Origin of the sequence: Stappia sp. BW2, assembly GCF_008107695.1 — a bacterium.
Lineage (GTDB): Bacteria > Pseudomonadota > Alphaproteobacteria > Rhizobiales > Stappiaceae > Roseibium.
Window position 1 is genome coordinate 204,198 of sequence record NZ_VIRG01000070.1, and the last position, 17,285, is coordinate 221,482.

A 17,285-nucleotide genomic window follows, 5' to 3' on the forward strand; every position below is an offset into this window, starting at 1 on the left:
TTAAGGGACACGGCTTACAACCTTACTAACAGTGATTCTTTCAGACGCCGCCGCAGCAATTGCTGGCGCGCTGAGGCGGAATTGGGTTGAAGCCAAACAAGGGGCGCGGCGTGGCCGGACCGGCCGCGAACTGGAGCACAATATGGTAGCCAAAGCGACACAAGCAGACGACACTCAGGAGCAGAGCACGGATGGCCCTGACGGCCCTCTGCTGGACCTGTCGGATGCCGCTGTCAAAAAGATGATCAAAGCCGCCAAGAAGCGCGGCTATGTGACCTATGACGAACTGAACGAAGTTCTGCCCTCGTCGCAGGTGTCATCTGAAAAGATCGAAGACACAATGTCCATGCTGTCTGACATGGGCATCAATGTGATCGAGGCCGACGAGGCCGAAGAAGGGCCTGAAGAGGTCGATGGCGGCGACCTGGTGGCGGCAAGCACCACAGCGGTTGCCAAGACCACCACGAAAGAGCCGGCCGACCGCACCGATGACCCCGTGCGCATGTATCTGCGCGAGATGGGGTCCGTGGAATTGCTGTCGCGTGAAGGCGAAATCGCGATTGCCAAGCGCATCGAGGCTGGCCGCGAGGCAATGATCGCGGGTCTTTGTGAAAGCCCGCTCACCTTCCAGGCCATCATCATCTGGCGCGACGAGTTGAACGAAGCGCAGGTTCTTCTGCGTGACATCATCGATCTGGAAGCAACCTATGCCGGGCCCGACGCCAAGGCGGGGCCTGCCGTTGCCAATGACGATGTCGCGCCTGGTGAAGGCAATTCGGAAAATTCCGGCGGTGCGTCGGAAGACACCGAAAGCGAAGAAGGCGAGGGCGACGACGACGATGACGACGAGTTCGAGTCCAACGTTTCCCTGTCCGCCATGGAAGCCGAACTGAAGCCGGGCGTTCTGGAAACCTTCGACAACATCGCCGACAACTACAAGAAGCTTCGCCGCCTGCAGGATCAGCTGGTGGAAAACAAGCTGGCCAACAAGACCCTGTCGCCTAGCCAGGAGCGCCGCTACAAGAAGCTGAAAGAAGACATCATCGTTGATGTGAAGAGCCTGTCGCTCAACCAGAACCGTATCGACGCCCTGGTTGCCCAGCTCTATGACATCAACAAGCGCCTGATGGGGTATGAAGGCCGTCTGTTGCGTCTGGCCGACAGCTACAACGTCGACCGCACGGACTTCCTGAAGCAGTATCAGGGCGCAGAGCTTGATCCGAACTGGCTGCGCAAGGTGGCCAACCTTTCCACGCGCGGCTGGAAGAACTTCATCGCCAAGGAAAAGGAAACGGTTCGCGAGCTGCGTCAGGACATCCAGACGCTGGCCACTGAAACCGGCCTGGAAATCACCGAATTCCGCCGCATCGTTGCGATGGTGCAGAAGGGCGAACGCGAGGCACGCATCGCGAAGAAGGAAATGGTCGAGGCGAACCTGCGTCTCGTGATTTCCATCGCGAAGAAATACACCAACCGCGGCCTTCAGTTCCTGGATCTGATCCAGGAAGGCAACATCGGCCTGATGAAGGCGGTGGACAAGTTCGAATACCGGCGCGGATACAAGTTCTCCACCTATGCAACGTGGTGGATCCGGCAGGCGATCACCCGTTCGATCGCCGACCAGGCCCGCACCATCCGTATTCCGGTGCACATGATCGAGACGATCAACAAGATCGTCCGGACATCGCGCCAGATGCTGCATGAAATCGGACGCGAGCCGACCCCGGAAGAGCTGGCTGAAAAGCTGCAGATGCCGCTGGAAAAGGTCCGCAAGGTTCTGAAAATCGCCAAGGAACCGATCTCGCTCGAAACGCCGATCGGCGACGAGGAAGATTCTCACCTGGGCGATTTCATCGAGGACAAGAACGCGGTTCTGCCCATCGATGCGGCCATCCAGTCCAACCTGCGTGAAACCACCACCCGCGTGCTTGCCTCGCTCACTCCGCGTGAAGAGCGCGTGCTGCGTATGCGCTTCGGCATCGGCATGAACACCGACCACACTCTGGAAGAGGTTGGTCAGCAGTTCTCGGTGACCCGCGAACGTATCCGCCAGATCGAAGCGAAGGCGCTGCGCAAGCTGAAGCACCCGAGCCGGTCTCGCAAGCTGCGTTCGTTCCTGGACAGCTAACCTGCCGGGAAGAGCTTGAAACATCGAAGAACCCGGCGGAGACGCCGGGTTTTTTTGAAACTTCGCACCAGAAATCAACCGGCAACTTTGCTTTAAGGGCGCTCTATTGGCCATCACCGCCGACATGGACCGGAACATGGTCGGGACTGAGCCTGCGGACCGACGGCTGTTCCTGTGGGGTCTCGCGATCTCCGCAGTGCTGCATGCGCTGGTGGCCCTGATGCTGCTCGAAGGGGTGTCGGGGTACACGACCGAGCCTCTCAGGGATGTTGTCGAAGTGGAATTGCTGCCTCCGCCGCCGGAGGAGGAAGAGACACCTCCTGCCGAGTTGCAGCAGCCTGAACCGGAGCAGCCTGAGCAGGAAGAGGTCGAGACCCCGGAACAGCCCGATCAGCCGCAACAGGAACAGGCTGAAGAAGCTCCAGCGCCGCCACCTCCTCCACCACCGCCACCTGCTCCCCAACAGGAAGACCTTGCCGAGACGCCGGAAGCTCCGCCAGAGCCTTCCGTTCTGCAGGAAGTGACCGAATTCGGCGAAGAAGACACGGGCCCGCAAGGGGAAGAGGAAACGCCGCCGGCGTCTGCAGAGAGCGCGACCGCTGAGGGTGAGCAGCAGGCGGAAGCCGACGCGCAGACGGATGACGCCAAGGCGGGCGAAACAGACGCTGGTGAAGGGGAAGGTGAGGGCGAAGGCCAGGAGAGCGATACGGCTGAAACCGACGCGCCGCAGGAAGATACTCCCGAGGAAGCGCAGGATACGGCGGCCGAAGACACCGCTCCCGAAGACACGACCCCGGATGACACTGCCGATGACAGCGAAGCACCGGACGAAGCGTCGGATGTTGCCGAAACACCCGACCAGCCGGACGCTGTGCCGTCAGAGATCGCGGGAACCGGCGCGGAAACGGACACGAGCGAGACCGGAGAGCTGCCCGCCGAGGATTTCGGCATTGTCGGGCCGATTGCAACCAACAAGACACCGGCACCCAAACCGCCAAAACCGGCGGCCTCTACAGCGCACAGGCAGGGCGGCGGGGGGCGGGCATCCGGAGGCTCTGAAGGCCCGCCCGCCGGGATGATTGCGGCACGCGAACTTTATTCACGCGATATTCTGGACGATCCGCAGGCGCGCACAGCCATGCGCGGCATGACCGAGGGCCAACGGCTGAACCTTTTGTGCATGACCGAACTCAGGGAACAGATTGCCTCTGTCAGTGCCTTGCCGCCTGAGTTGTTGCCGTCGTTCCGGCCGCGCGGCGGCACTGTGCTGCAACCGCGTATCGCGGCTTTCCGCAGTCTCGGTCGCTGGTTCGATGTTGCTTTCCGTTGTGAAACGGATGCCGGTGTAACGCGCGTGGAGCGGTTCTCGTTCAAGATCGGTAAGGAGATCCCGCAGAGCCAGTGGCTGGAACGGGGCCTGACGGGCTTTTGATGCCCGCCTGCCGGGTGATGCTTACGACTGATTCTTGAATTGCAGGGACGCGTTTGCGATTTCATGGGCGCGCCTATTCACGGCCCAATTGTAGAACGACGTCTTGCGATCCGGGCCCAGGATGGAGCTGATGATTACGTGTGACGGGGTTCTCATCGCAAGGGTGGTGAATTCCAGCGGGTCATCGCCTTCGTTGGTACGGGCTCCAACCGTGACTTCGGTGGCTTCGATAAACGGCGGGTCAAGTGTCACGGTCTTTGAGGTTGCGCCAGCGTCGAACACGATGTTGGAGCCTTCGAACTCGCGCCGGGTCTTGCCCAGTTCCTCAACAAGGTCGACCGGCTGCTGTGCGTTGATGGCCTTCAGTCTGGCGAACCCCAGGATCTCGCCATTTGAACCGGTACGGGCAAAATCAATGGCCATGCGGTCTGCCAGGCCGGATTGCGGCTGGTTGACATGCCAGGACGCGGGGAAAAAGAAGCCGATGTCCTGGAACAGGGAAAAACTGCTCCAGTCCTCAATCACATTCGGTTGCTTCACCTGCTCGGTGCGGAACGACCTGACGGCCATGTTGACGATGTCTGAAAGGGCGGCGAACTCGCTGGAGGGGACAAAGGCCTGGATCAAGATCAGCGTGTCGCCATTCACCGTGACGGTGACGAGGCCACGCAGTTCATGGCCTTCGGCCCGGACGAAACAGCTTGCGCGTGCGCGCCGGGCATCAATCGGCTCCAGCGTGTCGACCTGCCAGGACGACAGGGAGCAGTAGTATTCGAGCCAATGTGCAGCGGAGATCTCGTTGTTGAGGAGAATGCCGATCACCTGGACGGAGGTATTCGCCGCCACGGGAGGCTCGAAGACCGCGATGATGGTGGGATCGTCCGCCGTGAGGGGCTGCTCGTTGACCTGCTTCACTTCCCAGCTTCCTGGAAGCAGCAGTTGGAACGCAAAGGGAGCCTGGCTGATTGCAGTCAGTTCGGCGGCGACATAGTCCTCTGTGGTCATTCCGATCGTCACCCTTGGGTGTTGTTGCCGGCGGTCCCGGATGGGAGGCCGGCCTGTCTAATAAACTCCGACAAAGACCTTGAAGCCCGCCATTGGGCCGGCCCCTGCCTTGGCTTCCGCAGTCAGGCCATAGACGCCGTCGATCTTGCCGAGCTGCGCGCTGGCCCCGGCTGCAGCCCCTACGCCGGCTTCGCCCCTGCCTCCGATCCGCAGTCCGTGGTCATAGGCACTGTCGAGTGTTCGTTTTGCCGGATCTCCGCTCGCCCAGCTCAGGAACGGGCCAAGGGTGTTGTCGTACAGGGTTTTGGGGCTGATGTTAATGGCGCCTTCGGCACTGCCTTGCACCAGAACGAGTTCACCCCCGATTTTGCCTTCCACCCCTGTAAAATCTTCGGATTTTCTGAAGCCGGCACCGCCTTCGGCTGACGCGGACAAGGCTTCGCCTTCCACCTTGCCCTCGGCCAGCCCGTTGAGCGTCTTTCCTTCTGCCTTCCCGGTGATGACGGCAACTTTCGCGTTTGCATAGGCTCCAGCGGCAAAGTCTCCGTTGATGTCGCCGGAGATACCGAGTTTCGCCTCCGCGCTCGCCCCGGACTTGAAATGACCGCCTTCCGATTCCCAGAAGTCCTTTTCCTTGTTGAACAGCTCATGTTCGTAACCGGCGCTGACTTCGGCGTTCTCTTTCAGCTGGTCCTTCAGGGAAAGCTTCTCGGTGTCTGGCTGCTGAACCTGAATGCCTTTCGAGTTGTATCTTTCCTTGTAGGGTTTCTCGCGACCTGTTTCCGCTCCCGCGGAGAACTTGTGTGGACTTTTCGCCGGTGGGGCAGCGCTGCCTGCGCCTCCACCTCCGCCAGCGCCACCACCCTGCGTTCCGATCAGAACCGTCGGCAGGCCTGTCATGATTGTGCCGGCCTTTGCGGTCAGGTCGGTCATCCGCGCTGCCGGGCTGCCTTCGACCAGAACGTTCCAGGCGCCCGTGATGATAGGATCGCCGCCGACAGGTGGCGGTGGTCCGACGCAAACGCACATGTCGCCAACGCGTGCCTGCGGCAGCATGCCGGTGAGCACGGTATAGGCACCCTTCCAGACGATTGGTGCGGGAACCCCCATACACATGGGACAGGTATGCAGGTCGGTGAGACGAGCGGCAGGAAAACGCATATATAAACCGGTCTAAATACAACTTCTGGATCATCCAGAAGTTGTTTAACCCTGTCAATACTGCGTATAGGCATTGGGCAGACCAAATCGAAGTGGTCCTGCGTTCTTGCAAGGCTCAGCCGAAGTGCGGCAATCGTTTTCCGTCACGAAGGTGCGCAGCGATGCTCGCCGGAAGTTCATGCCCCAGGGTGTGGCCCCATACATGAGAAATGGCTTCACCGCGTGTCGTCAACTTGCTTTATCGGGCATAAAGCCCGCTCAGCGCACACCTCCTGACGCGGTTTCGCCATTTCTTATGCCATGCCTCACGCCATCCCGTCTTCATTTATGGGGCCGCACCCTGCAGGCTATTCTTCCGAGGCGACGCTTTCCCGAGCGATCAGACGCTGGCGCAGAACCAGCATGGCCAGGGCTGGAACCAGTGTCAGACCCGCATTGATGTAGAAGATCGAGGCACCTGATCGGGCAACGGCTTCCCGGGTCAGCAGCTCCTCCGACCCGGGCGCCACGAGGCCGGTGACGATGGCGATCAAGCCGGTGAGGCCTCCGCCGATGGCAATGCCCGCGGAGGAGATCGTCGGCAGGATGCTGGAGACGAGGTTATGGTCTTCGCCCTCCGCCGTATACATCAGCGAGCGCATCAGGATCTGGTTGCACAGCCCATGCCCCGCACCGGCCACGACCGCGGCGAGTGCAAACAACGGCAGGGAAGCGGTCGTTATGGCAACTGCGGTCAGGGTCAAACCGCCGGCGATCAGAAAGGGCCCAATCGTCAGATAGGTCAACTCGCACTGGCGCGAGGGCGCGCGGGAGGAGATGAAGGCGAAAGTCGACCAGGAGAAGGCGAGACCGGCGGCAACATAGCTTGCCTGCGTTACGCTGAGCGCCCAGTAGACCTGGCCCACCGTTGTCACGAAGACTGCACGCACGGCAGCGGCTGCGGAGATCAGGAAAACGATCCAGGTGCCGAGGCCGATGAGGGTGTGTGCCCGGAAGGCATCACGCGGGAAGAGACGCTGCGGGCTGGCAGCGTCGTAGGTCAGAAGGATGGCCGCGGTCGCGAGGCCTGCCATGATCGTCAGGGCAAGCGGCAGGGCCGTATGCAGTTCGCCGATAACGGTCAGGAGAAAGATGCTGGCAGCGAGCAGGCCAAGGCGGACCAGCAGACGGACGGGGGACTTTCTGACCTTGGAAACGCTTGACGGGGCCGGACGGACCGCACTTGCGGGCAGGGCACTGTTCATCAGCACGAACAGCAGCAGCACCAGCGGTATATTGATCAGGAAGGCGGCACGCCACGACCAGAGTTCGGACAGGATGCCAGCTGAAACCGGGCCTATGCCTGCTGCGACAGCCCACACGGCCGCCAGCATGGCAAAGACACGCGGGGCAATGTTGCTGGGAAAGAGATCCGGTATCAGCGAGTAGCACAGCGCGATGATCATGCCTTCGCCGAACCCTTGCAGCGCGCGCCCGGCAATCAGCCCTTCCAGGGAAACCGACAGCCCGGCCAGAACCGAGCCGCTGGCCAGCAGAAAGGACGCCAACAGGAAAGGATGTCTGGCACCAAAACGGACCTTAGCCGCACCTGTGAGGCAACCTGCCAGGATCGCCATCATCTCGAATGAGGAAAACACCCAGAACGCCCGATCCTGGCCGCCGAGATCCCGTATGATATCCGGCAGGACCGCGGTTGTGACAAAGCCGTTGATGGCGTGAGACCCGACCCCCAGCATAAGCGCAAGAGTGCCGGTGAGACGTTCCGGCGCGAAGAGTGAATTGTTGGCAGGCACATGCGCTGGCGAAGAGACGGACATGGGAACCTCAATAAAGAAAGGATTTTCTTTTTATATGTGAGGGGGGGGAATAAAGAAAGTTTTTTATTTTTTTATTATGCTGCCGGTATGGAGTGATGACGAAGCCGTGGAGGCCCCGAGGTTCATGTCGAGCGAACCGGTGTACCCCGGAGCTCCGCCCTCGAGCAGAAGACCGTCATGAGGAGCCTTCGGACATCGTCAGGAAGGTGGTGGGAACTGCATCCGTCAGCCAGACGCCGTTGTCCGTCCGGTAAAACCGGTGCCCGTCTGCCTGCATGGCCCCCGCCGCGACCTGAAGGATGGCAGGTTTGCCGTGACGGCTGCCGACCTTGTGCGCGGTGTGGTGATCCGGCGACAGATGCACGTGGTGCCGGGCCATCGGCTTCAGGCCTTCGGCCAGAATGAGCGGCAGAAAGCGGGTCGCTGTTCCGTGGAACAGGATTTCCGGAGGCGTCAAGGCCGTCAGGCCGAGGTCAATGTCCACCGAATGGCCCTGGCGCGCACGGATGCGTTTGCCGTCGTTGGAAAACTCGAAGCGTTTCTTGTCGTTGGTCGCGACCACTCTTTCAAGCTGGTCCCTGTTGCACTCAAGGCCAAGCGTGCTGAAGGCGTTCAGGACAGCGGCAACGTCGGTCCAGCCGTTGTCTGATAGCTCCAAACCGGCGTCTTCCGGTTTGTGCCTTAGCCAGAAAGATAGGCGTTTTGAGATCTTTGTGTCTGTTTTCATTGTCTTTTTCTTTAAATGGATGGTGTTTTTCAAAATCTGCGGTCCCGGTGAAAGCAGGAACGCAATATCAATTGTGATTGCCGGTGACGAGGTTTGACAGGCATTCAGCAAGTGGGGGCAGCGTGACCGGTTAAGGCTTGCAGGGCCGCGCGGAAACAGAAACGGCGCAGGTTGCCCCGCGCCGTTCCGTTTTATGCCGCGTTGTCGTCGCGAAGCCGGACGATGTCGTTCATCAGGCCCACGGTTCCGTTGTGGATCGTGAGCCGGTCGACCTTGCCGGCAATCGCTTCGAGCGCTTCGAGCTCCTTGAGCCGAAGCATGACCGGGTTTTCGGCCATGACCTTTGCCGTGTTGAGAAGCGAACGGGTTGCGTTCGTTTCTTCCCGGCGCCGGATCACGTTGGCTTCGGCTTCCTTTTCAGCCGTCACCACCTTGTTGAGGATCTCGCGCATTTCGCCCGGAAGGATCACATCCTTGAGGACGATGTCGGAGACCTCGACACCAATCTCGGCCATGTCGGCCTTGATCTTCTCGGCAGCTTCCGCGTTGACCTCCCCCTTCTTTTCAAGGATCTGGTCAAGCTTGAGCGCACCGAGCTGCTTGCGGAACACAAGCTGCAAGGCCCGGTAAAGCGTGTCGGTGAAGTCCTTCACCTCGGTTGCGGCCTTCACCGGATCGACCACGCGGTAGTCCGCGGAGAGGTTGATCCGGATGGTGACGCGGTCGAGGGTCAGGACTTCCTGACCGGTGACGTCAAGGGCCTGACGCTTGAGGTCTATGACCTTCTGCGTCACGGTCCGACCTGCCTTCCAGAAGGCATGTACGCCGGCTTCAAGCACCTTGGTGAGCACCCCATCCATGAAGAGCAGGGCAACGTTACCGTCGCTCACCGGCACGATCACGAACTGCTGCGTCTGCCGGGCATCCCCGAGCCGGCGCATGAGCTTCGGCGTGAGGGCCGGGTCGGCAGCCGTGTCGATGACCTCGAAGGTCCACGGGCCGGCATCCGTCCACAGGACAAGCCGCTCGTCCGGGCCAAGCACGGTGTGGATGCGGTTGTCGCGTTCCGCAACGGCCACTTCCCCCGGTCCGGTCCGGATAACGGTCAGGTGCTCTTCGGCAACTTGCGGAAGCTTATCGAAGAGCGCCTTCTCGTAGGTCGACCGGAACTGAGGCATCGCCGTTATGGACTGGCGCTCGACCACCAGTGTGCCACGGCCGTTCTGGAGGCTGTGTTCACCTGGTCCGAGAATACCCTGGAGCTCGCCCTTGCAGATGTGGAGAGCCCGTTCCGTTTCAGAAATCACTACGCGGGTTCGCCCGCGGATCTTGTCGAGAAAAGTCGTCATTTCGATAATCCTTCCATAGCGCTAAGGCACTTGGTTGTCCTTTCCGGTGTTGAAAATGGTTGGAGGTTGAGAAAACCGGCCGCTCGTCATGAGGCAACCGGGGCGAAATCATGAGACCTGAAGAGAGCACGAGGTCTCCCGACGGGCCCTTGGCCAGAGGGCGGCGCGGCGGCAACGCGGGTTCCACCCGTTCGAGAACAGGCGGTTCCGGCAAAGCCGCGGCGGAGCCTTTGCCAAAGGCCGGGCGAAGCGACCTGGCGTCGGCGGTCAGGCACTTTCGCCCGAAGGCAAAAGACGCTCGGTCCGCGTTCGCAAGACCTCTTCAGGCCCCTTATGGAACAGCTTGCAGAGCTGCTGGCGTGGAAGGCCAGTTCGGCGTTTGAGGCCGTGGCTTTTGGAGAGGGATTCGAACCCCCGTCTAGCGGAAACTAAATCCGGTGCCTTTACCAGTTGGCTATCCAAAATTCACAAGACAGGATTCGAACCTGTGACTTCCAGGCAACTTGCCTGACGCTCTAACCGCTGAGCTACATGTGATGGTGCCTGGTCCACCAGAACAGCATCCGTACATGAGTGGGCAGGGCCTGATCATGCGGGTGGCGAAAATGGCCTAACCGTTGATGTCTGTGTCGGGTCAGTGACCGGCGAGGAGTTGATACTGCGAGATCAGGGCTCGATGCAACAGTCAATTTTACGCTTGGAGATAAGTGTTGCAATAGGGATACACTATGTTGCATTTGGGCAACTTTGCCTTTGTGGGGCAGAGTGGGCTCGGGAAAAGGACTTTGTTTGGTTTCAAGTGGTTTCGGTGAAGAACCGTAAACCGCAATTCTGTCTGCCTCTTGCGCCGGTCAGGCGGCGGAGGCACACTCCCGGCCAGATTGAGTTTCCGCCCTTGCGAGGACCTATGCCCAACAAACAGTCCCGGTTTCTGATCGACACCTATTTCGCCGCTTTCAATGCCGGCGATACCAAGAAAATGGAGAGCCTTGTAACTGACGATCTGATTCATGACGTGAACCAGGGCGAGCGCCGTGTCGGCAAGGACAAATTCTGGTCCTTCAACGTTCACATGACACGCTGCTACAAGGAGCGTCTCAGCGATATCGAGCTGTTCGTCAACGAGGACGGCACACGGGCCGCCGCCGAGTTCATCGTTCATGGCAGCTATATCGGCAGCGACAACGACCTGCCGCCCGCGAACGGTCAGACCTACAAGCTGCCGGCGGGAAGCTTCTTCGAGATCCGCGACGGCCAGATCGCCCGCATCACCACCTATTACAACCTGCAGGACTGGATAGACCAGGTATCGGAAGGGGTGGAGAACGGGGAAGAAACGGTGCCAGAAGAGGTCTGAGCCGTAGCGGTGGTTCCACTTCAACGGCGCCGGACAGGCCAAAATAACAGGTGAACAGTCAGCTCTCCGGGGGCGTCCACGGAGAGCTTTTTTGTGCCTGAAACGCACGATCGCTGGTGATTGCGACGCACAGGATCTGTTCGACGTCAATGTCTATGGTGTGATGCTGTTCACCGGTGCTTCCGCCGGCATCAAGGGTTTCCCGAAATCAGCACCTTTTGCCATGGGTAAATTCGCCCTGCGCGGCTTGTGCCAGTCGCTGGCCCGGGAACTGTCGCCGCAAAACATCCACGTGGTTCATTTCGTTATCGACGGGGGGATCTACAATCCGGATCGCGATGCGCCCTATAACGACCCGAACAAGACCCTCCATCCGGATGCGATCGCGCGGACGTACCTGGAGATCTCGCGTCAGGACAAGAGTGCGTGGACATCCGAGCTTGAGCTGCGGCCGAGCGTGGAAAGGTTCTGAGGCCAGGCGTCACACGAAACTGGACGAATACCCGGCGCGACGATTGCCGCGCCGGTATTGCTTTGGTCGTTTATTCGGCCGCATCCGCACGGGCGCCGAAGTGCCGGGCGAGTTCGTCGGCAAGATCGGTTCTCTCCCAGCCGAAACCGCCGTCTTCTTCCGGTGCGCGGCCGAAGTGGCCGTAAGCAGCGGTGCGGGCGTAGATCGGCTTCGACAGGCCAAGCCGCTCGCGAATGCCGCGCGGCGTCAGGCGCACCATCTCGCGCAAGGTCTTGCCGAGCGCGACTTCATCCACCTTGCCGGTTCCCTGCGTGTCGACATAGACGGCGACCGGCTCCGGCATGCCGATGGCATAGGCGAGCTGGATCAGGCATTTGTCGGCAAGGCCGGCAGCAACCACGTTCTTGGCAAGGTACCGCGAGGCATAGGCAGCCGACCGGTCGACCTTGGTCGGATCCTTGCCGGAAAAGGCACCACCGCCATGCGGAGCTGCGCCGCCATAAGTATCAACGATGATCTTGCGGCCGGTGAGGCCGGCATCGCCATCCGGTCCGCCAATCACGAAACGGCCCGTCGGGTTGATGTAGATCCGATTGTCGGGAACGGACCAGCCGACGGGCAGAGCGTGCAGGATGAACGGCAGGACCGCTTCGCGCACGTCTTCCTGGCTGACGTTTTCGCCGTGCTGGGTGGAAACGACCACGGCATCGATGCCGGTCGGACGACCATTTTCATAGCGAAGCGTCACCTGGCTCTTGGAATCCGGACCAAGGCGCGGCTCGCGGCCGGACTTCCGGGCTTCGGCCATGGTGCGCAGGATCTTGTGCGACAGCAAGATCGGCGCCGGCATCAGCTCTTCGGTCTCGTTGCAGGCGTAACCGAACATGATGCCCTGGTCGCCGGCACCTTCCTCGCCCCTGTCGCCTTCATCGACACCCATGGCGATGTCTGCCGACTGACGGTGCAGGCGGTTGATCACTTCCAGCGTTTCCCAGTGGAAGCCTTCCTGCTCATAGCCAATATCGCGGACGGCTTCACGCACCAGGTTCTCCACGTTGTCCATGACCTGATCGGGCCCGCGAACTTCGCCCGCGATGGTGACGTGATTGGTGGTGGTCAGCGTTTCGCAGGCAACGCGTGCGTTAGGGTCCTGTTCCAGGAAAGCGTCCAGAATGGTGTCGGAAATCCGGTCACAGACCTTGTCCGGGTGTCCCTCGGAGACGGATTCGCTGGTGAATAGCCAGGATCTTTGCGTCATTGTGCGCTCCTCGTCGTTTTTTTTAAAGGGAAGTGGTGCCCGGTGCAGCCTTGACGCGCCGGGCAGGGGATCGGGAAGGAAGGGGATCAGGCAGGCTTGCGGAAAAGCTGGATGCCCCAGGCGAGTTGACCGTCGTCCGCAGCGTTGACCCAGTTCATGAGGCCGAGCGCCATCTTGTCGAGATAGTCTGCCGACGCGCCTTCGTTGCGCAGCTTGTCGTAGTTGGCGAGCAGTTCCTCACGTACCCGGAAATAGTGATTGCGCAGCTGCTGCGTCATGTCCCGTTGTTCGACGGTCTCAAAGCCGAGGGTTTCGGCCGTCTCACGGTAGAAGCGCATCGACCCCAGGCTGTTGAGCTGCAGGCGGTCATAAACCGGCTGAAGCGCATTCGGATCGGCATCATCTGCCTGCATCGGGTCGGTGAAAATGAAGTAGCCGCCCGGCTTGAGAACCCGGTAGACTTCCTGAAGCACCTTGTGGCGCTGGTCGGAGTGCAGGATCGCATCCTGGCTCCAGACGATCTCGAAGCTTTCCGGTTCTTCCGGGATATCCTCGAAAACGCCGTGCTCGACCCGGATCCTGTCCTTGAAGCCTTGCTGAATATTGCGGTGCCGGTTGGTGTCGTTCTGGACATCGGAGATGTTCAGGCAGACAGCGCTGCAGCCACTGGCCTTGACCAGCTTGCGCATGGCGCCGCCATAGCCGGAGCCAATGTCGAGAACCTTGGCGTCCTTGCCGAGGTTCGGCAGCATGCCGGCCATCTCATCGATGGTCAGATCCGAGGCTTCGCGGATGTTGCTGGTGGTGTCATAAAGGCCGATGTGCAGGTCCTGACCGCCCCAGACAAGGCTGTAGAAGGTGTCGGCGTCGTCACTGTCGTAGTAGCTTTCTGCGACCTCGCGGATGTCCCTGGAGCCGTCTTCAGGCCGCGCACCACCCCAGCGCACCAGTTGCAGGCTGGATTTTTCGGCAATGTGGATGAAGAAGTCCGGATCGTCTTCGGCAAAGGTTTCCTGGAAGTCACCATAGGTGCGGACCCGTTCGAAGCCTGCTTCCGACAGGAGGCGGCGCATGTAGTTCTTGCGGATGGGGCACATGTTGAGCGTGTACTCGGCGCCATCGGGAAAGCTGTATTTGAATCGGGCGAGGCCGTCGTCCATGTGGATCGGTTCGGCCTTCACCTTCTCGCCGGCGTAGTAGTATTTGTGCTTGTTCGAAAAGCCATGGTCGAGCATCGCATCGTAGTTGCGCTGATCGATGATCAGGATCCCGTCATGTTTGAGTGCGGCATAGAACTCGGCAAGCGCGCGGCGGCGATCCAGTTCGTCGTGAAGGTGCGTGAAGGAATTGCCAAGACAGATGATGGCGTCGTATTTGCCCTGGATGTCCCGGTTGAGCCAACGCCAGTCGGCCTGAACGGTTTTCAGGATCATGCCGCGTTTCTGGCCGTTCTGGAAGGCCTTCGCCAGCATGGCGGCGGAGCCGTCTGCCGATGTGACGTTGAAACCGGCACGGGTCAGGCGCACCGAATGAAAGCCCGTCCCGGTGGCGACATCGAGAACGGTTTCCTTGCCGCGTGCACGCAGCACGTCCATGAAGAACTGTCCCTCGCTGTCTGCCCGGGCATCCCAGTCGATCAACTCGTCCCACTTTTCCACGAACGACATGATGTATTCGCCGCGATAGAGATCGGTCTCCCGGTTTGCAATCGGATCCTGGCCATAAGCCTGCTCGTCCAGTTGCAATTCGGCATTGAGGGCCAGCTGTTCAGCCTTCATGGATATCGTCTCCTTTTTGAGGTCGAGCGATGCCGCACGGAACAGGCCGCAACGTACACGCGCTCAGGCGCCGCCCGGGAGTCGGGCAGCGAGCGTCGGAAATGTTCTGCTTCAAGCCCGGCAGGTGGTGCGAGGTGCACTGGACGGAATTTTGCCGACCCGTTGCGCAAAAGGTCGGATGCCGGACTTTTCTGGAAGGCGCACAAGGCAGCTAAGGAGTGCTGCAGATGCGGACGGCGAGCTGTCTGGTGCCCGGTCCATCCGCTGTGGAAGCGGCGCGCGCCTTTCAGTCATTGGATGGCGGAACATTAACAAACAACGGGTTCATTACAACAGCCGGTGCCGGAATAATGGGGATTAGACCAAAGGCTGCCCGCTAAACTTCTGTAATCAGTCAGATATTTTTTTTGTAAAACTTTTTTGACATGAATTCGAGCGGCGCCCGTCATGCGTGCATATCGGTTTTACTGCTTGGCCTCAGCACCTTGATAGTCCGGCATGCGCCGCTCGATCCAGGCTGTGAGACCCTCGTGAACGTCCCGCGTGGCTGCCATGCGGGCAAACTGTTCCTGTTCGATCCGCAGGCCTTCTGTGATGGTCGTATTCAGGCCGCGTGTGACAGCGGTCAGGATCCTGGAAGCGGCGAGGGGAGAGTGTCGCAGGATGCGCTTTGCCAGGGCGAAGGCTGCGTCCAGTTCCCTGCCGTCGGCGACAACCTGATTGACCAGACCAATATCAAGCGCTCTTGCTGCGGAGAAACTGTCGCCGGTCAGAAGCATTTCCAGGGCCCGCTTGCGGCCTGCCAGGCGTGGCAGGCGCTGGGTGCCGCCGAAGGTTGGCGGGATGCCAATAGTGATTTCCGGTTTGGCAAAGAGCGCACTTTCGCAGGTAACGGCAAGATGGACCGCTTCGGTAATCTCGCAGCCGCCGCCGTAAGCCAGACCGTTGACCGCGGCAATGACCGGTTTGGGATAATCTTCCAAACGGGCGGTCATGCGCTGCCCCCGCTGGCAGAAGTCACGTACCGCGGCCTCTATGCCGTCTGCAATGCTGCGCGAGAATTCGTGAATGTCTCCGCCGGCCGAAAAGGCGCGCCTGCCTGCTCCGGTGATGACGACAGCACCAACGCCGTCGTCCGGTTCCAGCTCGTTCAGATGAGCCAGAAGGAGGTCGTTCGTTGCGTAATCGAGTGCATTCAGTTTTTCCGGCCGGTTGATCGTCAGAAGTGCGATCGGGCCATGGCGGTCCAGAAGAACGGGAGTGGTCATGGGCTGTGTCCTTGGTTTGATGTCGATAGGAGGACGCTAGCGGTGAGGAGCATTGAAGTATATTCACTGGTGAGTATACTTGGTGGATGAACAAGCCTGCCGAGACAGCCAGAGAGCGGATCCTGACCGCTGCCAACAAGCTCTTCTACGCAGAGGGGATTCGTGCCGTCAGTCTCGATACGATCGCGGAAAAGGCGGGCATCACCAAAAAGACGGTCTACTATCATTTCAAGAGCAAGGACGACCTGATTGAAGCCTATCTGGCGTCGCGCGATCAGCCGAACCTCAAACAGTTCCGCAAATGGTTCGGTGAGGCCGAAGGTGAGCTTCCGGATAAGGTTCAGGCGATCTTCCGGCAGATAGCGGTCTCTGCAAGGCATCCGAAGTGGAAGGGGTGCGGTTTTCTTCGCACGGCGGCGGAACTTGCCAATATGCCCGGGCACCCGGCGATGAAGGTCGGAGCCGGGCACAAGAAGAAATTCGAGACCTGGATGAGGGAAGAATTCGAGGCCGCGGGTATTGGTAGCGCGCCGGACCTTGCCAGGCATATCGTTTTGCTGCTGGATGGCGCGTTTTCAACGATCCTGGTTCACCGCGATCCGGCATATGCGGAAGCTGCGGGAGAGGCAGCGCGGGCCCTGGTGGCGTCGGCAAGGGCCAGACAGGCCACCTGAAGGTCGGCACCGTTTCATCTTCATTTATGAGGTAACACCTCAGAAGAATTTCGGGTTTCTGGCGACGATCTGGTCGACCTGTTTCAGGGTACCCGACAGATGTTCGCGCACGGCAGCTTCCGTTGCCGGTTCGTCGCTTGTTTCCATGCCTTCGAGAATCAACGCGTGGTACCGCAGGATGCTGGCCGGTTTGCCGGGATCCGGCAGGTTGAGGTTGCGCAAGCGGTCGATATGGCCCGAGCGCGACGCAACGAGCTGAGACAGGTTGGAAAGCCCGACGGCCTTGAACAGGGACAGGTGAAACTGTTTGTCGAAGGTGGCAAAGAGGCTGAGATCGCCTTCGGCAAGGGCTGTTTCCTGAAGCCGGAGGAGTTGCCGCGCCGGTGCGATGGACGATTTGTCTTCCTGTTTCGCCAGGGTTCGGGTCACTTCCAGCTCCAGCGACAGGCGCAGGAACTGGGTTTCGCGGGCGTGGTCGACATCGATCTTCGACACTTCGGTCTTGGATTGCGGATAGATGGTCAGCAATCCCTCTTCTTCAAGCTTCATCATGGCGTCGCGCACGGGTGTCTGGCTGACGCCATAGTGCGAGGCGAGATCCGTCCGCGACAGGCTGAGGCCGGGTTTGAGCTCCAGCGAGATGATCCGGGCGCGCAGCGATTCCTGGATTTGCTGACTGACGGAGATGCGGCGAATCCGTTCTCCGCTACCGGTGTCTGACACCTTGCCCGGGTCATTCAGCATCTGATCCAGTTCAACCCTCATCGCTGATCCTCTTGTTCGAATGCACGATTCCTCTCGGCAGAAGATAGAACACACTTGCAAGAAATGCACTAATATATTAATGCATCAGATAGCG

At 60.0% G+C, this 17,285-nt stretch carries 13 protein-coding genes, 2 tRNA genes and 1 pseudogene; 5 read left to right on the forward strand and 11 right to left on the reverse strand.

Translation table 11 applies throughout. The features are described 5' to 3' along the window. Positions 1–142: 142 nt before the first annotated feature. Both rpoD and FMN63_RS19835 read left to right on the forward strand, forming a co-directional pair. Complete coding sequence (gene rpoD / locus FMN63_RS19830) at positions 143–2,128, forward strand: RNA polymerase sigma factor RpoD (protein ID WP_148585898.1); 1,986 nt, start codon at positions 143–145, stop codon at positions 2,126–2,128. Between the two features lie 106 nt (positions 2,129–2,234). Continuing rightward, positions 2,235–3,560, forward strand: coding sequence for a DUF930 domain-containing protein (locus FMN63_RS19835; RefSeq protein WP_148585899.1), 1,326 nt, complete (start codon positions 2,235–2,237; stop codon positions 3,558–3,560). A 21-nt stretch (positions 3,561–3,581) separates the two neighbouring features. Here FMN63_RS19835 and FMN63_RS19840 read toward each other — a convergent pair whose 3' ends face one another. The 7 genes from FMN63_RS19840 to FMN63_RS19870 form a co-directional block, all read right to left on the reverse strand. Beyond that, positions 3,582–4,565, reverse strand: coding sequence for a hypothetical protein (locus FMN63_RS19840; RefSeq protein ID WP_148585900.1), 984 nt, complete (start codon positions 4,563–4,565; stop codon positions 3,582–3,584). A 57-nt stretch (positions 4,566–4,622) separates the two neighbouring features. Further along, entirely contained in the window at positions 4,623–5,726 is a 1,104-nt protein-coding gene (locus tag FMN63_RS19845) for a PAAR domain-containing protein (RefSeq protein WP_148585901.1), read from the reverse strand. Between the two features lie 347 nt (positions 5,727–6,073). After that, positions 6,074–7,543, reverse strand: coding sequence for an MFS transporter (locus tag FMN63_RS19850; RefSeq protein ID WP_148585902.1), 1,470 nt, complete (start codon positions 7,541–7,543; stop codon positions 6,074–6,076). A 175-nt stretch (positions 7,544–7,718) separates the two neighbouring features. Then, a complete protein-coding gene (locus FMN63_RS19855; RefSeq protein ID WP_148585903.1) occupies positions 7,719–8,270 on the reverse strand; it encodes an RNA 2'-phosphotransferase in 552 nt (183 codons plus the stop codon). 191 nt (positions 8,271–8,461) lie between these two features. Next, on the reverse strand, positions 8,462–9,619 hold the full coding sequence (locus FMN63_RS19860; RefSeq protein ID WP_148585904.1) for a slipin family protein: 1,158 nt from the start codon (positions 9,617–9,619) through the stop codon (positions 8,462–8,464). A gap of 388 nt (positions 9,620–10,007) precedes the next feature. Further along, a tRNA-Leu gene (locus FMN63_RS19865) sits at positions 10,008–10,083 on the reverse strand. After that, positions 10,084–10,156, reverse strand: a tRNA-Thr gene (locus FMN63_RS19870). Positions 10,157–10,526: 370 nt separating this feature from the next. Here FMN63_RS19870 and FMN63_RS19875 point away from each other — a divergent pair. Continuing rightward, positions 10,527–10,976, forward strand: coding sequence for a ketosteroid isomerase-related protein (locus FMN63_RS19875; protein ID WP_148585905.1), 450 nt, complete (start codon positions 10,527–10,529; stop codon positions 10,974–10,976). A 148-nt stretch (positions 10,977–11,124) separates the two neighbouring features. Next, positions 11,125–11,448 (forward strand): annotated as a pseudogene (locus FMN63_RS19880) (Rossmann-fold NAD(P)-binding domain-containing protein); the annotation flags it as partial. Between the two features lie 70 nt (positions 11,449–11,518). Here FMN63_RS19880 and metK read toward each other — a convergent pair. The 3 genes from metK to FMN63_RS19895 all read right to left on the reverse strand — a co-directional run bounded on the left by metK (position 11,519) and on the right by FMN63_RS19895 (position 15,752). Next, positions 11,519–12,706, reverse strand: coding sequence for a methionine adenosyltransferase (gene metK / locus FMN63_RS19885; protein WP_148585906.1), 1,188 nt, complete (start codon positions 12,704–12,706; stop codon positions 11,519–11,521). A gap of 86 nt (positions 12,707–12,792) precedes the next feature. Continuing rightward, on the reverse strand, positions 12,793–14,484 hold the full coding sequence (locus FMN63_RS19890; RefSeq protein WP_148585907.1) for a glycine/sarcosine N-methyltransferase: 1,692 nt from the start codon (positions 14,482–14,484) through the stop codon (positions 12,793–12,795). A 464-nt stretch (positions 14,485–14,948) separates the two neighbouring features. Continuing rightward, complete coding sequence (locus FMN63_RS19895; RefSeq protein ID WP_148585908.1) at positions 14,949–15,752, reverse strand: crotonase/enoyl-CoA hydratase family protein; 804 nt, start codon at positions 15,750–15,752, stop codon at positions 14,949–14,951. A gap of 86 nt (positions 15,753–15,838) precedes the next feature. On the opposite strand from FMN63_RS19895, the gene FMN63_RS19900 reads away from it, so the two are divergent. Next, the gene (locus FMN63_RS19900) at positions 15,839–16,426 is read left to right on the forward strand and encodes a TetR/AcrR family transcriptional regulator (RefSeq protein WP_148585909.1); all 588 of its coding nucleotides are present in this window, start codon (positions 15,839–15,841) and stop codon (positions 16,424–16,426) included. Positions 16,427–16,465: 39 nt separating this feature from the next. Here FMN63_RS19900 and FMN63_RS19905 read toward each other — a convergent pair whose 3' ends face one another. Beyond that, positions 16,466–17,191 carry a GntR family transcriptional regulator gene (locus FMN63_RS19905; RefSeq protein ID WP_148585910.1) on the reverse strand — a complete coding sequence of 242 codons (726 nt, stop codon included), beginning with the start codon at positions 17,189–17,191 and terminating at the stop codon, positions 16,466–16,468. Between the last annotated feature and the right edge of the window lie 94 nt (positions 17,192–17,285).

Bases quoted from the DNA above. Each gene is read 5' to 3' on its own strand.
- FMN63_RS19875 (WP_148585905.1), top strand. From the start codon at position 10,527: ATGCCCAACAAACAGTCCCGGTTTCTGATCGACACCTATTTCGCCGCT.
- metK (WP_148585906.1), bottom strand. From the start codon at position 12,706: ATGACGCAAAGATCCTGGCTATTCACCAGCGAATCCGTCTCCGAGGGA.
- FMN63_RS19900 (WP_148585909.1), top strand. From the start codon at position 15,839: ATGAACAAGCCTGCCGAGACAGCCAGAGAGCGGATCCTGACCGCTGCC.
- rpoD (WP_148585898.1), top strand. From the start codon at position 143: ATGGTAGCCAAAGCGACACAAGCAGACGACACTCAGGAGCAGAGCACG.
- FMN63_RS19895 (WP_148585908.1), bottom strand. From the start codon at position 15,752: ATGACCACTCCCGTTCTTCTGGACCGCCATGGCCCGATCGCACTTCTG.
- FMN63_RS19890 (WP_148585907.1), bottom strand. From the start codon at position 14,484: ATGAAGGCTGAACAGCTGGCCCTCAATGCCGAATTGCAACTGGACGAG.
- FMN63_RS19840 (WP_148585900.1), bottom strand. From the start codon at position 4,565: ATGACCACAGAGGACTATGTCGCCGCCGAACTGACTGCAATCAGCCAG.
- FMN63_RS19855 (WP_148585903.1), bottom strand. From the start codon at position 8,270: ATGAAAACAGACACAAAGATCTCAAAACGCCTATCTTTCTGGCTAAGG.
- FMN63_RS19850 (WP_148585902.1), bottom strand. From the start codon at position 7,543: ATGTCCGTCTCTTCGCCAGCGCATGTGCCTGCCAACAATTCACTCTTC.
- FMN63_RS19860 (WP_148585904.1), bottom strand. From the start codon at position 9,619: ATGACGACTTTTCTCGACAAGATCCGCGGGCGAACCCGCGTAGTGATT.
- FMN63_RS19905 (WP_148585910.1), bottom strand. From the start codon at position 17,191: ATGAGGGTTGAACTGGATCAGATGCTGAATGACCCGGGCAAGGTGTCA.
- FMN63_RS19845 (WP_148585901.1), bottom strand. From the start codon at position 5,726: ATGCGTTTTCCTGCCGCTCGTCTCACCGACCTGCATACCTGTCCCATG.